Raw genomic sequence first — 14,132 nt, forward strand, 5'->3', positions numbered from 1 at the left:
GGCGCCCAGCAACCCTTGCATTACAGCTGGCCCAGCACAGGCGTGCTTACACGCACGTCGGCATTTTGCCCACGATGACGCAGCAGGTGGTCCATCAGCACGATGGCCATCATGGCTTCGGCAATCGGTGTGGCACGAATGCCTACACACGGGTCATGACGGCCCTTGGTGATCACGTCCACCGGATTGCCATGCACGTCGATCGAGCGGCCCGGGGTGGTGATGCTCGATGTTGGCTTGAGGGCCAAGTGCGCAACGATCGGCTGGCCGGACGAAATCCCGCCCAGAATGCCGCCCGCGTTGTTGCTGAGGAAGCCTTCGGGAGTCATCTCGTCGCGGTGCTCGGTGCCACGCTGGGCAACGCTGGCAAAGCCGGCGCCAATCTCGATGCCCTTGACCGCGTTGATGCTCATCAGCGCATGGGCCAGTTCAGCGTCCAGGCGGTCGAAAATCGGCTCGCCCAGACCCGGAATCACACCTTCGGCGACCACGGTGATTTTGGCACCGACCGAGTCCTGATCACGACGCAGTTGATCCATGTAGGCCTCAAGCTCCGGCACTTTGTCTGGATCAGGGCTGAAAAAGGCGTTTTCTTCAACCGAGTCCCAGGTCTTGAACGGGATTTCGATCGGACCCAGCTGGCTCATGTAGCCGCGAATCACGATGCCCTGGGTTGCCAGGTACTTTTTGGCAATGGCACCTGCGGCCACACGCATCGCCGTTTCACGGGCCGAGCTGCGACCGCCACCGCGGTAATCCCGCTCGCCGTATTTGTGGTGGTAGGTGTAATCGGCGTGGGCCGGACGAAACAGATCCTTGATCGCCGAGTAGTCCTTGGACTTCTGGTCGGTGTTGCGGATCAACAGGCCGATGGCGCAACCGGTGGTGCGACCTTCAAACACCCCGGAAAGGATTTCGACTTCGTCGGCTTCCTGGCGCTGGGTGGTATGACGGCTGGTGCCGGGCTTGCGTCGATCCAGATCACGCTGCAGGTCTTCAAGGGACAGCTCCAGCCCTGGCGGGCAGCCATCAACAATGGCGACCAACGCCGGACCATGGCTTTCGCCAGCGGTGGTGACAGTGAACAGCTTGCCGTAAGTATTGCCGGACATGCAGGGCGCTCCGCGAAAATCAGCCGATAAAATTCAGCCCGAAATCGGTTCAAGTTGTGTTGCAGCCACAACAGAAGTTGAACAGATCCCAGATAACCAAATGCGCCAGTATACGCAGGCTACCTCCGTAGTTCATCCTCGAACCTTACTCATCCGGGTTTGTCCAACCGGCACACTAGACAATGATGGCGCTATGATGCTGCGAATACTCTTCTTTGCACTGACCTTGCTTGGCTTTGGCTCCCAGGCCCTGGCAGCCCCCCCTTCCAATGTCTTGCTGCGGCCCATTGAGCTGGATACCGGCTCCGGCACGCTGTATGGCTCGCTGGTGTTGCCCAAGAGCGACAAGCCCGTACCTGTGGTGCTGATCATTGCGGGTTCCGGCCCGACCGACCGCGACGGCAACAACCCCATGGGAGGGCGCAATGATGCCCTGAAAAAACTGGCATGGCGTCTGGCCCAGAGCAATATCGCCAGCGTGCGCTTCGACAAGCGCGGCATTGCCCAAAGCCGGCCTGCCGGGCCTGATGAGCGACAATTGAACCTGGATCAATATGTCACCGACGCGGTGGCCTGGGGCGAGAAGCTCAAAAGCGACCCGCGCTTTGGCAAGGTGTTTGTGCTCGGACACAGTGAAGGCGCATTGATCGCAAGCCTCGCAGCGCCCAGGATTGGCGCCGCCGGGGTGATTTCCATTGCGGGGACGGGACGTCCGGTGGGCGTCTTGTTGCGCGAACAATTGCAACGCAATCATCTGCCACCGGCACTGCTCAAACGCAGCTTCGAGCTGATCAGCACCCTAGAGGCCGGTCGCACCGACGATAACGTGCCTGACGACCTGCAACTGGTGTTCCGTCCCAGCGTGCAGCCGTACATGATCAGCCTTCTGCGCTACAACCCTGCTACCGCCTTTGCCGCACTGAAAATGCCGGCGCTGATCATTCAGGGCACTCATGACATCCAGGTTGAGGTCAAGGATGCACGCCTGCTCAAGGCGGCCAAGCCCGATGCCGTTCTGACGCTGATCAATGGCATGAACCACGTGATGCGGATCGTGCCAATGGACATGAAGCGCCAGGTACAGTCCTACAACGACCCCAATCAGCGCCTGGCAGGAGAGCTGGGCGATCGAACTGTGCGCTTTATCACGAAAGTGAACGCCGGCCAGCCCTACAGTCCTGCGCATAACGGCCGATAAACCGGTGTCGGCCGCCTTTGCTTTGCTGACATTTCGGGCTAGCACAGGATTGAGCCGCTATGAGCGACACCCCATCACAACCCGCCGGGACTGAGGCACCGGCAGCGCCCGAGGCGCCGCCCCTGCCTTGGGCTGACGTGCAGCCCGAGCATTTCAGAATGCTGCGCCTCGCCCCTCTGCAGACAGACCGCAGCACCGGGGCACGCCCCCTGCGCTTTGTGCAGTTCGGGTATGCCGAGCGCAACAGCAAGGAACTCAGCCTGCTGCGCCTGGCTGTCTCCTTGCCTGGCCAGCGGGTACGCGAGGAGCAAAATCATCTCGATGTGTGGGTCGACCACCTGACTCACCGCGTGCGCTTGAGCCCTGAACGCGGCCTGCAAATTGAACCCCTGAACCGCGGAATAGGCCGCTTCTTACTGGCTCAAGCTGCAAAATGGGTGCAAAAAAGGTGGGCCCAGTACCGCATTGACGGGATCGACCTGCCCAGCAGGGACGCCCTGAACGAAGACAGCCGCCTGCGCCGCGACCATTTTTTGCGCGTGCACGGGTTTGATGTGGTGTATGCCGATGCCCAGTTTCTGAAAGCACGGCTGGAAGATGTACAGGCAGGCGAATTACTGGACAGCTGGAACGTCGAGAAACTTCAGATCCTGGAGATTCTTGATGCAGCGCAAATGCTCCAGCAGGCTGAGCAGAACCTGCAGGAGCAAGATGTGAAGCTGCGGGACAAGGAAGAAAAACTCAGCAGGCACCGGCGCGAAGAGACCGGCTTGCGTTTTACCATCACCTGCCTGGTGGCCTTTTCAGTGTTCCAGGCAGGCTTGTTGATCTGGATTGCGACACACCGCTGAAGCAGGTCGCAATCCGTAGCAGCCTTCGTTCCTCGGCAGCTGCTACTCACCTGCCATCAAACCCGCGAAGCGAACAGCGCCTGATGCTCTCGGCACTGCTCGGCGGTCAGCATGAACACCCCGTGACCACCACGCTCGAAATCAAGCCAGGCAAAGTCGACTTCCGGGTACAGCGACTCGACGTGAACCTGGCTGTTGCCCACTTCAACAATCAGCAGGCCTTTTTCGGTCAGATGGTCAGCCGCCTCGGCCAGCATCCGGCGTACCAGGTTCAGACCATCATCGCCGCAAGCCAGGCCCAACTCCGGTTCATGCTGGTACTCGGCAGGCATGTCGGCGAAATCTTCAGCATCGACATACGGCGGGTTGGACACGATCAAGTCGAAGCGCTGCCCCGGCAAACCATCAAAGCCATCGCCCTGAACGGTGTATACGCGCTCGTCAACGCCGTGACGCTCAATATTCTGGTTAGCCACTTCAAGGGCTTCAAACGACAGGTCGGCCAGCACCACTTCGGCGTTCTGGAACTCATAGGCACAGGCAATACCGATGCAGCCCGAACCGGTGCACAGATCAAGAATGCGCGCCGGCTCAGTCCCCAGCCACGGCTCAAAACGTTTTTCGATCAGCTCACCAATGGGTGAGCGCGGAATCAGTACGCGCTCATCAACGATAAACGACATCCCGCAGAACCACGCTTCGCCCAGCAGATAGGCTGTTGGTACCCGCTCTTCGATGCGGCGCTTGAGCAAATGCTGCAAGTTGACCAGTTCATCGTCTTCAAGGCGGCAATCGAGATAACTGTCCGCGATTTCCCACGGCAGGTTCAGTGCACCCAACACCAGTTGACGGGCTTCGTCCCAAGCGTTGTCGGTGCCATGACCAAAGAACAGCTCTTCCCCATGAAAGTGGCTGACGGCCCAGCGAATATGGTCGCGCAAAGTGCGCAGGCGGGAAGTGATCAATGGTCTTACTCCTCAAAATCGATTGGCGATTCTAACAGCCAAACCTCGACGCGCCAAAGGCAGGCCACCCGTCTACACACCCCGCTGTTTTAAAACGTCAGAACACGTCCATGAAAAACCTGAAATCGCTCCAATTTGTACATTTTTACCTTTCTGCGTTACTCCTTGACATCGCTACAGGCCAGCAACCACACCGCTTGCACGACAGGCCATTCACATAAACGCTCCGCCAGTGGAGAATGTCTCAAAAGCCCCATTCAAAGGAGCCCCCGAATGCCCGCTTTAAAGACGATGTTTCAACTCACTGGACGTGGTTATGCCGCGGCCAATCTGAGCAATGCCAGCCTGCTGATCATCGATGCGCAAAACGAATATCTGAACGGGCCCCTGGCCTTGTCCGGCATGGACGCTGCCACTGCCAACATCGCCCTTTTGCTGGAGGCTGCCCGCAAGGCCAAGCGCCCGGTGATCCATATCCGTCACCTGGGCACCGTTGGCGGCATGTTCGACCCGCAGGGCGAACGAGGCGCGTTCATCAAAGGCCTTGAACCCCAGGGCGATGAGCTGATTATCGAAAAACGCATGCCTAACGCCTTCAATGACACAGGCTTGCAAAAAGCACTGGAGAACCTGGGTTCCCTGGATGTGATCGTCTGCGGCTTCATGAGCCACTCCAGCGTCAGCACCACCGTACGCGCAGCCAAGGACTATGGCCTGCGCTGCACCCTGGTCGAAGATGCCTGCGCCACCCGAGACTTGCCTACCCCGGACGGCATTATCAGCGCAGAGCAGGTCCAGAAAGCCGAGATGGCGATCATGAACGACAACTTCGCCACCCTGACCCTGACTAAAAACCTGATTTGATCTGAATCGGATTCTGACGGGCGGCCTGCGCAACCGCCCATCAATAAAGACCGTCCACCTGCACGCAGCTTCCTGTTTCCCCCCTCCCAGGAACAACCTGCCCAATTCCCTGTCGAAGGGCCGATACCCTTTAAGGAAAGATCGGAATGAAGATCTCCGATGGTTTTGATGCTCGACGCTTACGCCCCAAGGCACACCGTGACTGGCGCTCACGCCTGGTACTGGTGTTTGCCGCGCTGATTGCGCTAGTGGGCGCGCTGTTGCTGGTGGCAGGTGCCGCCAGCCTGATTGGTCGCCCCGGCGCCCTGGGTGAGCTCAATGCCAGCCCGGCGGGTGCAACACTGGTACTGGTGCTTGGCATACTGGTCTGCTGGCTGGGCGTCTGGATGTGGCGTCGTCGCCGTCGCCTGATGCGCCAGCCACTGGGCTTGAACATGGCCCCGCACCTGATGAAAAAACAAGACTGACGCACATCCGCCGCCCGATTGTCGTCGACTTGGGTAAACTAGCCGCCCTTCACGGAGGCTGACATGCAAGACGACGATTTTTCCCTGTTCAAAAACGAGATTCGCGGCGTTAAACCGATCAAGCATGATCGGGCGGACACCGGCAAACCCAAAGCTGACCGTGCACAGCTGGCAAAACTGCGTCAGTCAGCCACTGTGCGCATCAATGCGACCATCATCGACGGCCTGTCAGACCAATTCGTGATCGATGTTGGCCCCGAAGATCAACTGAGCTGGGCCCGTGATGGCGTGCAAGAAAGCCAGATGCGCAAGCTCAAGCTGGGCCAGATCAGTTTCGAAGGCAGCCTTGACCTGCATGGCATGACCGTCGAAAAAGCCCGCGAAACCCTTTGGGAATTCCTCAGCGAAGCCACCCGGCTTGAAGTGCGCTGCGTGCGCGTCACCCACGGCAAGGCCGTACGCCTGGACGGCAAGCGTCCAATGATCAAGAGTCACGTCAATACCTGGCTGCGCCAGCACTCACAGGTACTGGGCTTCTGTTCTTGCCAGGCCAAACATGGCGGTGCCGGCGCGGTGTATGTGATGCTCAAACGCACCATGATGGAAGGTCGAGACGAATAACACGCTCTGCAAGGATTTAAACCCGCTTCGCCTCAGGCAAAGCGGTCAAGTCGAGCAGTTATCCACTAACTGCTCAATAAATACGTACTTTATCCGCCCTCTCCAATCCTGACGACTCGCTAAACTTCGCCCCCCATTAAACTATCTAACTATGCAAAAAGTATGGCTACCCTCGCCTATTAACCTGCTGGATAATACGGGGTAATCGGCGCTTATTTAGCCCTCCACAAATGGATAACCTTTTTGTGACCCCACACCCTCCCAAAACACGCATATTAGTTGTCGACGACCAACCGCTTATCGTTGAAGAGATGTGTGAATTTCTTGAGAGTAACGGGTTCACCTGCATCCCCAGTTACAGTAGCCGCCAGGCCATTGACCTGTTCAACGAAGACCCGTCGATCGCCCTGGTGGTGTGCGACTTGCTGATGCCCGGTTTCGACGGCATAGAACTCATCCAGAGGCTCAAGCAATACTCCAAGAAGCATCGCGTCTTCGATGCCGTCCTGCTAAGCGCCCAGGGCGAAAAAAAGGATCTGGTCCGTGCTCTGCGCGAAGGTTTCTCCGACTACCACCAAAAGCCTGTCAACCCCGACTCGCTGCTTCAGACGCTGAAGAAACTCGAAGAAAAGCAAACAGACAGCGCAGCACACAATCAGAGCACCGAGGCCTTGGGCAGGCGTTTGCAAGGCCTGATAAATTCAATAATCGACATACATTCAGATATTAAAAAGGCCCATCCGCCCCGTGCAAGAAATACCAGTAGCCCATCGGACACCGAACAAACGGACTATAAGGAATTTTTATTCAGCAAGTTATCACCTCGCCAACTGCAAGCGGCACAACTTGTCAGCGAAGGTAAAACAAACTACGAAATCGCCAGCGACATGGGCATTACGCCAAATACAGTAAAACTCTATATTTCACAAATACTGAACTTGACGGGCGCCTCCAATAGAACACAGTTAGCGCTCGCTTTAAAATCACATGGATTGAGTCTATAAAGCGATGAACATACGCTACAGCAAAGGGGTTGGCTCCTTTATCACTATTTGTATGCCGGACGCGGTGAGGGTCGGTTTACACCGTCAACTGAATGCAATAAAGAGCGCCAGGAACAGCCTGCAGGTACGCCTGGCCAGTGAGCGCGCAGAAGGCTTTAGTGAAGCACTCAAGACCCTCGATGTATTAACCAGTGAAGATATGGCCAGCGTCTCCCAGGTTATACACGCCGTGGTTCAAGCCAGAACCCAGGCGCTGACACTGTAACCGGGCCATGCGCCAAAAACTCACGGGCCAGGCTGGCGGTGGTCACGATGATTGGTTGAGCGTGCGCCTGGTCGAGTCGGGCTTATTTTCAAGAAGCGCCATCAAATCTGGCCCTCAAAGTGCGCCGACAATACAACTGTCGCCATACCTACGCTACCATGTGCCTCATGGCAGGCATGAACCCTGCGTTTATCGCCAATCAGCTTGGCCACGGCGTGCAGATGTTGCTCTCGACTTACGCTAGATGGCTCAATTCCAGCACAGACTGGAGCGAGCTCGGGAAACTCGAAAACAGCATGATTGGTACAAAATTGGCACGACCCGACGAGGTGCCACTATGAAACCCGCATGGAATATAGCCCTGTGACATTGGAACAAAACTACACCGCGATCCTCGGTCAACTCGGCGAAGACGTTTCCCGTGAAGGCCTTCTGGATACGCCAAAGCGTGCAGCCAAAGCCATGCAGTACCTTTGCCGTGGCTATGAACAAACCCTGGAAGAAGTCACCAACGGTGCCTTGTTCAGCTCTGACAACAGCGAAATGGTGCTGGTAAAAGACATCGAGTTGTACTCGCTGTGCGAACACCACCTGCTGCCGTTTATCGGCAAAGCCCACGTGGCTTACATTCCGAGCGGCAAAGTGCTGGGCCTGTCTAAAGTGGCGCGCATTGTCGACATGTACGCCCGCCGCTTGCAGATCCAGGAAAACCTGAGCCGCCAGATCGCCGACGCAGTGATGCAAGTCACCGGCGCCCTGGGCGTTGCCGTGGTGATTGAAGCCAAGCACATGTGCATGATGATGCGCGGTGTCGAGAAGCAAAATTCGTCGATGATTACATCGGTGATGCTGGGTGAGTTCCGCGAAAACGCCGCCACCCGTAGCGAGTTTCTCAGCTTGATCAAGTAATTGGCGACCCGAAAAAGACCGGCGTTTATCGCCGGTTTTTTTTCGTCTGCCTGTTTTCAGGTAAGCTGCGCCCCTTCTTACTTGCCCATGAGGCTTTTACTGTGTTTATCAAAGCGCTTCGCGTAGGCCTGGGTCAGCTCATCATCGCTGGCGATTTTGTTACCCGGCCCAGCAAAAAGCAGCGCCCGGCAGCCGCTCAGGTGCTGGTCGATCAAGCTGCAAAAAGCCTGACCCTGTACCAGTTCCACGCGTGCCCGTTCTGCGTGAAAACCCGCCGCACGTTGCGCCGCCTGAATGTGCCGGTCGCCCTGCGGGATGCGAAAAACAACGAGCAGGACCGTCAAACCCTGCTGGAGCAAGGCGGCAAGATCAAAGTGCCTTGCCTGCGCATTGAAGAAGACGGCAAGACCACCTGGATGTACGACTCCAAGGCGATCATTGAGTACCTGAACCAGCGCTTTGCCAACGTTTAAAGATCACACCCCGCCCATAAAAAAACCGGCTCAAGGCCGGTTTTTTTATGGGCGATCAGCTCAATCGAGCATCCCCACATGCCGCGGGTGGCTGGCCACCCTTTGCAACCAGGCCTGGATGCCAGGATAGCCGCTGAGATCAAAGCCGCCCTGATCGGCCACATGGGTGTAGGCGTACAACGTCACGTCAGCAATCGAGTACTGCTCACCCACCAGGTACGGGGTGCGATTAAGCTGTTGCTCCATCACATCCAGCGCCTTGTAGCCGCGCTTTTGCAGTGCGCGGTACTCCTCCAGACGCTCTTGCGGCAACCCCAGGTAAAACTGGATAAACCTTGCCACCGCAATGTAAGGCTCATGGCTGTACTGTTCGAAAAACTGCCATTGCAGCACCTGGGTGCGCAAACGCGGCTCAGCCGGCAAAAACTCGCTGCCGTCGGCCAGGTAGTTGAGAATCGCGTTGGACTCCCACAGGCACGTGCCGTCTTCCAGCTCCAGCACTGGCACTTTGCCGTTCGGGTTTTTCGCCAGGAAATCCGGGGTTTGTGTTTCGCCCTTGAGGATATCCACCGCGAACCACTGATACTCAAGGCCCAGCAAATGCAGCATCAGCTTGATCTTGTAGCAGTTGCCCGAATTGTAATCGCCATAAACCTTGAGCATCGTGCCTCCTTTAGGCCGCTTGAGCGGCCTGAGCCTGACGAATAACGTTAGCCAGGCGCTTGAGGCCTTCGTGCAGACGCGCCGGGTCGATGTGGCTGAAGTTCAGGCGCAGGCTGCCTACGTTCTGGTCCGGGTTGGCGAAGAACGGTTCACCCGGCATGAATGCCACGTTCTGCTCCAACGCAGGCTTGAGCAACGTACGGGTGTCGAACGGCTGCTTGAGGGTCAACCAGAAGAACAGGCCGCCCTGTGGCACGTGCCAGTCCGCCAGGTCCGAGAAGTGCTCTTCCAGCGCCAGCTGAAAACCGTCACGGCGCACGCGGTAGAAGTCACGCAGCTCGGCCAGGTGGTTGGTCATTTTCTCGGTGCCGATCCACTGCAATGCCTGCCATTGGCCAACACGGTTGGTGTGCAGGTCAGCCGATTGCTTGAGGCGCAGCAAATGGGGGAACAGATCAGGGCTGGCAATCAGGAAGCCAACGCGCAAGCCCGGCAACAGGGTCTTGGACACGGTGCCGGTGTAGATCCAGCTGGCTTTTTTCAGGCGGCTGACAATCGGCGTGGCACTGCCGCCGTCAAAGTTCAGTTCGCGGTACGGCTCATCTTCAATCAGGGTGACGCCGAACTCGTCGAGCAAGGCCGCTACGGCGTCGCGCTTGGTTTCGCTGTAACGCACGGCAGACGGGTTCTGGAACGTCGGGATCAGGTAGATGAAGGCCGGGCTGTGTTTTTCCAGCTGCACACGCAAGGCAGCCAGGTCCGGGCCGTCGGCTTGCAGCGGGAACGTCAGGCACTCGGCACCGAACAGCTGGAAGATTTGCAGCGCCGCCAGATAGGTCGGCGCTTCGAGCATGATTTCAGTGCCTTTGTCGATGTACAGCTTGGCTGCCAGGTCCAGCGCCTGCTGCGAACCGCTCAGCACCATGACCTGGCTCGCATCGCAATCAACGCCCAATGCGCGGGCCTCTGCGGCCAGTACTTCACGCAGTGCCGGCTCGCCTTCACTCATGCCGTATTGACCCATCGAGGCCGGCATGTCGGTCCAGTCGACCTTGGGCAACATGGCTTCAGCCGGTAGCCCGCCAGCGAAAGACATGACTTCCGGACGTTGGGCCGCAGCCAGAATTTCACGAATCAAAGAGCTTTTCAGGCGGGAAACACGTTCGGAGAAGGCCATACAGATCACCGGTAGCGGAAGTAATTGGAAATAAGTCAAACTGGTTGACCGAAACTACGCCGCGAAGCCTAGATACGTCAATATGCTTGACCTTAAAAATCCGACCACTCAGCGTGCCGCCATGGAAGCCTTCTTCTTTGGCTATCAAGCGTTTACTGCCAAGGCAGACGAAATGCTGGCGCGCCGTGGGCTGAGCCGGGTGCATCAGCGCATCGTTTTTTTTATCGCCCACCATCCCGGTGTAAGCGTCAAGGAACTGCTGACGCTGCTGGGCGTAAGCAAACAAGCCCTCAATACGCCATTACGCCAGCTGATCGAAATGGATCTGGTGCGCAGCGTCGCGCCCGAGACCGACAAGCGCAAACGCCTGCTGGAGCTGACCGCTGACGGCGTCACCTTCGAGAAAAACCTGCGCCGCGAGCAGGTCAAACTGCTGCAACGGGTGTTCGCCCAGGCCGGTGACGACGCCGTCAATGGCTGGCTGGCGATCAATCATGCGCTGGGCCAAAGCCGCCAGCCCTAGCCTGGATACTGAAGCAGGGTTCCCACAACAAGCCCACTTCCACCCATCACTTTCGGCCACAATCCAGAAAACATTATTTGCTTTTTTTGTATACAAAAGCATAATTCATCTCGCCTGCATTCTTGACCCAAAGGTCAGAAAAATGCTGCACGCCTCACCAGTGCCCTTAAAAACAATAAAAGCCTGAGGAAAAACCGTGGACAGCCAAAAGTCAGAAGTACCCGCCGTTGAACTTTCTCCCCCCTCCTCCCGCGGCTGGCTGGAGCGCCTGTTCAAATTGTCGCTGCATGGCACCACGGTCAGGACCGAACTGATTGCCGGGCTGACCACCTTTATCACGATGGCCTACATCATCTTCGTCAACCCCAACATCATGGCCGACGCGGGCATTGATCACGGCGCAGCCTTTGTGGCGACCTGCATCGCCGCTGCCCTGGGCAGCCTGTTAATGGGGCTCTACGCCAACTGGCCAGTAGGCCTGGCGCCAGGCATGGGCCTGAATGCGTTCTTCACCTACACGGTGGTCGGGACGATGGGCTACAGCTGGGAGACCGCCCTGGGCGCGGTCTTTGTCTCTGGCGTACTGTTTCTGATTCTGACCCTGTCACGGGTGCGCGAATGGCTGCTCAACAGCATTCCTGCCAGCCTGCGTTATGCAATGGGTGCGGGGGTCGGTTTGTTTCTGGGGATTATCGGCCTGAAAACCTCGGGCATCATCGTCGATAGCCCGGCCACCCTGATCAAACTCGGCTCCCTGCGCGACCCGGCGCCGCTGCTGGCCGCCGTGTGCTTTTTAATGATTGCGATTCTTAGCTACCACCGCGTGTTCGGCGCGATCCTGATCAGCATTATCGCCGTCACTCTCGCTGGCTGGGGCCTGGATCTGGTGCACTACAACGGCATCATGTCTGCGCCGCCAAGCCTGGCTCCGACCTGGATGGCGATGGACCTCAAGGGTGTGTTCAATATCAGCATGATCAGCGTGGTGCTGGCCTTCCTGTTTGTACACATGTTCGACACTGCCGGCACCTTGATGGGCGTGGCCCAGCGTGCCGGCCTGGTCAAGGCTGACGGCAAAATCGAAAACCTGTCCAGGGCACTCAAGGCTGACAGCGCCTCAAGCGTGTTCGGCGCCGTGGTTGGCGTGCCACCCGTGACCAGCTATGTCGAAAGCGCCGCAGGGGTCGCGGCAGGCGGTCGGACCGGGCTCACCGCCGTCACCGTGGGCGTGCTGTTTGTTGCCGCGATGTTCTTCGCCCCCCTGGCTGGCATGATCCCCGCTTATGCCACAGCAGGCGCCCTGATTTACGTCGCGATGCTGATGATGGGCGGCATGCAGCACATCAACTGGGACGAACCCACCGACTGCATCCCGGCCATTGTGACCATGATCATGATGCCAATGACCTTCTCGGTCGCCGACGGGATTGCCCTGGGCTTTATCAGCTATGTCGCACTCAAGGCAGGCACCGGTAAATACCGCGAAATTTCTGTCAGCCTGTGGGTGCTCTGCGCTATTTTCATCGCCAAGTTTATTTACCTGTAAACCGGGCGATATCAACCGGCCCCGCCAATGACGCGGGGCCTTTGTGCTATGGGAGGAAGTGATGAGTCTGGAAACCTGGCTGCTGTTCAGCAGCGCGGCATTGGTGGTAATCCTGATTCCGGGGCCTTTGTCGTTATTGATGATCAGCAACAGTTTGAACTACGGCCTGCGCCGTTCTTACCCGGCATTTCTGGGGGGTGTATTTGCCTCGATTTGCCTGCTCAGTGCTTCGGCACTGGGTTTGGGGGCTTTGTTGCTGGCCTCGGAAAAACTCTTCAGCGCCCTGAAAATCGTCGGCGCGCTGTATCTGTTTTATCTGGCCTGGCAAAGCTGGAAACAATCGCGCCAGCCGGCCACAGTCACCAACGTGCCTGAAGCCGCACCAAAACCGCGCTTCAGCGCCCTGTTCGGGCGCGCGTTTGTACTGGGCGCCAGCAATCCGAAAGACATTTTGTTCTTTGCTGCCTTCCTTCCGCAGTTCCTCAACCCTGACCTGCCCTTCCTTAACCAGTTGCTGGTGATGATCGCCACCTGGACCGTACTCGACCTGCTGTGCAAGCTGGCCTACGGCCTTGGCGCCCATGGTGCGGCGGGTTATCTGCGCAGCGGCAAGGGCCAGAGCTGGTTTAACCGCATCAGCGCCGGGTTGTTTGGTGTAGCGGGAACGGCGTCACTGCTAAGCCGCTGATACAGCACCGCCTGTGTGGGAGGGGGCTTGCTCGCGATACAAGATGCCATCGCGAGCAAGCCCGCCCCCACAAGTCATGTGTAGACAGGCAAAAAAAAGCCCGCAGTGTGAGCGGGCAAATAACCACATGCGCAGATCGATATCTTCTAGCTACCGCGATAGGTCGAGTAGCTGTACGGCGAAATCAGTAGCGGTACATGGTAGTGATCCTGCTCGGAACTGATCCCGAAACGCAGTACCACCACGTCCAGAAACGCCGGCTCCGGCAATTTCACACCCCGCGCGCGGTAGTAATCACCGGCACTGAACTGCACCTGGTAAACCCCCGAACGGTACGTATCCCCTTCCAGCAACGGCGCGTCGCAGCGGCCATCGCTATTGGTCAGCGCTGTAGCGACCAACTCCAGCCCCGAACCTTCAACCCGATACAACTCGACCTTGATCGAGCTGCCCGGACAGCCATGTGCGGCATCCAAAACGTGCGTAGTCAAACGTCCCATAGATTGTGCGACCTCCCGAGTCGGTGAAAAAAATGGCCACTGCACCCCTTTGGCGCACCAAAAGCATCAGCGAGAACACGATTAAGACATTTATCAAAAAAATTGTACACAATTAAAAAGCACAATTTCAGCCAGCCCTTGAGCCGCACCGCCTGCACGGTATTTCCTGTCAAAGCCGCAGGGTTAGCAGACTTCTTATCCATAAGCTGACCAATCAGGCAGGTTTCTTGCAAGTACCTTTAAGGCGCGAAGCATGGTAGAAATAGAAAAAATCAGGGTTACAAATAGATTATAAAGTTGTATACA

17 protein-coding genes and 1 pseudogene are annotated in these 14,132 nt (G+C 57.4%); 13 read left to right on the forward strand and 5 right to left on the reverse strand.

Going from position 1 to position 14,132, the window contains the following annotated elements:
- Positions 1-20 precede the first annotated feature (20 nt).
- Entirely contained in the window at positions 21-1,112 is a 1,092-nt protein-coding gene (aroC, locus tag AACY07_RS23825) for a chorismate synthase (RefSeq protein WP_019826578.1), read from the reverse strand.
- Positions 1,113-1,305: 193 nt separating this feature from the next.
- Between aroC and AACY07_RS23830 the strand changes: the two genes are divergently transcribed.
- Together AACY07_RS23830 and AACY07_RS23835 are read left to right on the forward strand one after the other, a co-directional pair.
- Positions 1,306-2,310, forward strand: coding sequence for an alpha/beta hydrolase (locus AACY07_RS23830; RefSeq protein ID WP_339478204.1), 1,005 nt, complete (start codon positions 1,306-1,308; stop codon positions 2,308-2,310).
- A gap of 59 nt (positions 2,311-2,369) precedes the next feature.
- Positions 2,370-3,161, forward strand: a complete 792-nt coding sequence (locus AACY07_RS23835) for a hypothetical protein (RefSeq protein ID WP_133076074.1) — start codon at positions 2,370-2,372, stop codon at positions 3,159-3,161.
- A gap of 56 nt (positions 3,162-3,217) precedes the next feature.
- Here the strand turns inward: AACY07_RS23835 and prmB are convergent, their stop codons facing one another.
- Positions 3,218-4,126 carry a 50S ribosomal protein L3 N(5)-glutamine methyltransferase gene (gene prmB / locus AACY07_RS23840; protein WP_326427168.1) on the reverse strand — a complete coding sequence of 303 codons (909 nt, stop codon included), beginning with the start codon at positions 4,124-4,126 and terminating at the stop codon, positions 3,218-3,220.
- A gap of 273 nt (positions 4,127-4,399) precedes the next feature.
- Here prmB and AACY07_RS23845 point away from each other — a divergent pair, with 273 nt between their 5' ends.
- From AACY07_RS23845 to AACY07_RS23880, 8 genes and pseudogenes are all read left to right on the forward strand, one after another.
- A complete protein-coding gene (locus AACY07_RS23845; protein ID WP_133076072.1) occupies positions 4,400-4,990 on the forward strand; it encodes a cysteine hydrolase family protein in 591 nt (196 codons plus the stop codon).
- Positions 4,991-5,136: 146 nt separating this feature from the next.
- Positions 5,137-5,457 (forward strand): hypothetical protein, encoded by a 321-nt coding sequence (locus tag AACY07_RS23850; protein ID WP_219261037.1) that lies wholly within the window; start codon positions 5,137-5,139, stop codon positions 5,455-5,457.
- 63 nt (positions 5,458-5,520) lie between these two features.
- Entirely contained in the window at positions 5,521-6,078 is a 558-nt protein-coding gene (locus AACY07_RS23855) for a Smr/MutS family protein (protein ID WP_339478207.1), read from the forward strand.
- Positions 6,079-6,323: 245 nt separating this feature from the next.
- Complete coding sequence (locus AACY07_RS23860; protein WP_339478209.1) at positions 6,324-7,082, forward strand: response regulator transcription factor; 759 nt, start codon at positions 6,324-6,326, stop codon at positions 7,080-7,082.
- Between the two features lie 4 nt (positions 7,083-7,086).
- A complete protein-coding gene (locus AACY07_RS23865; RefSeq protein ID WP_339478212.1) occupies positions 7,087-7,347 on the forward strand; it encodes a hypothetical protein in 261 nt (86 codons plus the stop codon).
- Between the two features lie 122 nt (positions 7,348-7,469).
- Positions 7,470-7,688: pseudogene (locus tag AACY07_RS23870) on the forward strand (site-specific integrase); the annotation flags it as partial.
- Positions 7,689-7,710: 22 nt separating this feature from the next.
- Positions 7,711-8,256, forward strand: a complete 546-nt coding sequence (gene folE, locus AACY07_RS23875) for a GTP cyclohydrolase I FolE (RefSeq protein WP_019826593.1) — start codon at positions 7,711-7,713, stop codon at positions 8,254-8,256.
- A gap of 101 nt (positions 8,257-8,357) precedes the next feature.
- Positions 8,358-8,729 carry a glutathione S-transferase N-terminal domain-containing protein gene (locus tag AACY07_RS23880; RefSeq protein WP_339478215.1) on the forward strand — a complete coding sequence of 124 codons (372 nt, stop codon included), beginning with the start codon at positions 8,358-8,360 and terminating at the stop codon, positions 8,727-8,729.
- A 60-nt stretch (positions 8,730-8,789) separates the two neighbouring features.
- On the opposite strand, the gene AACY07_RS23885 is transcribed toward AACY07_RS23880, so the two are convergent.
- Positions 8,790-9,392 carry a glutathione S-transferase family protein gene (locus tag AACY07_RS23885; RefSeq protein ID WP_339478218.1) on the reverse strand — a complete coding sequence of 201 codons (603 nt, stop codon included), beginning with the start codon at positions 9,390-9,392 and terminating at the stop codon, positions 8,790-8,792.
- A gap of 10 nt (positions 9,393-9,402) precedes the next feature.
- Positions 9,403-10,569: an aminotransferase-like domain-containing protein gene (locus AACY07_RS23890; protein ID WP_133076065.1), complete on the reverse strand. Its 1,167-nt coding sequence runs from the start codon at positions 10,567-10,569 to the stop codon at positions 9,403-9,405.
- 82 nt (positions 10,570-10,651) lie between these two features.
- On the opposite strand from AACY07_RS23890, the gene AACY07_RS23895 reads away from it, so the two are divergent.
- The 3 genes from AACY07_RS23895 to AACY07_RS23905 all read left to right on the forward strand — a co-directional run bounded on the left by AACY07_RS23895 (position 10,652) and on the right by AACY07_RS23905 (position 13,326).
- The gene (locus AACY07_RS23895) at positions 10,652-11,092 is read left to right on the forward strand and encodes a MarR family winged helix-turn-helix transcriptional regulator (RefSeq protein WP_019826601.1); all 441 of its coding nucleotides are present in this window, start codon (positions 10,652-10,654) and stop codon (positions 11,090-11,092) included.
- Positions 11,093-11,288: 196 nt separating this feature from the next.
- On the forward strand, positions 11,289-12,638 hold the full coding sequence (locus tag AACY07_RS23900) for an NCS2 family permease (RefSeq protein ID WP_219261035.1): 1,350 nt from the start codon (positions 11,289-11,291) through the stop codon (positions 12,636-12,638).
- Between the two features lie 61 nt (positions 12,639-12,699).
- On the forward strand, positions 12,700-13,326 hold the full coding sequence (locus AACY07_RS23905) for a LysE family translocator (protein WP_019826607.1): 627 nt from the start codon (positions 12,700-12,702) through the stop codon (positions 13,324-13,326).
- Positions 13,327-13,472: 146 nt separating this feature from the next.
- Here the strand turns inward: AACY07_RS23905 and uraH are convergent, their stop codons facing one another.
- The gene (uraH, locus tag AACY07_RS23910; RefSeq protein WP_133076062.1) at positions 13,473-13,826 is read right to left on the reverse strand and encodes a hydroxyisourate hydrolase; all 354 of its coding nucleotides are present in this window, start codon (positions 13,824-13,826) and stop codon (positions 13,473-13,475) included.
- Positions 13,827-14,132: the final 306 nt, after the last annotated feature.

The organism is Pseudomonas sp. RL_5y_Pfl2_69, from assembly GCF_963970465.1.
In the GTDB taxonomy this organism is placed as follows: domain Bacteria; phylum Pseudomonadota; class Gammaproteobacteria; order Pseudomonadales; family Pseudomonadaceae; genus Aquipseudomonas.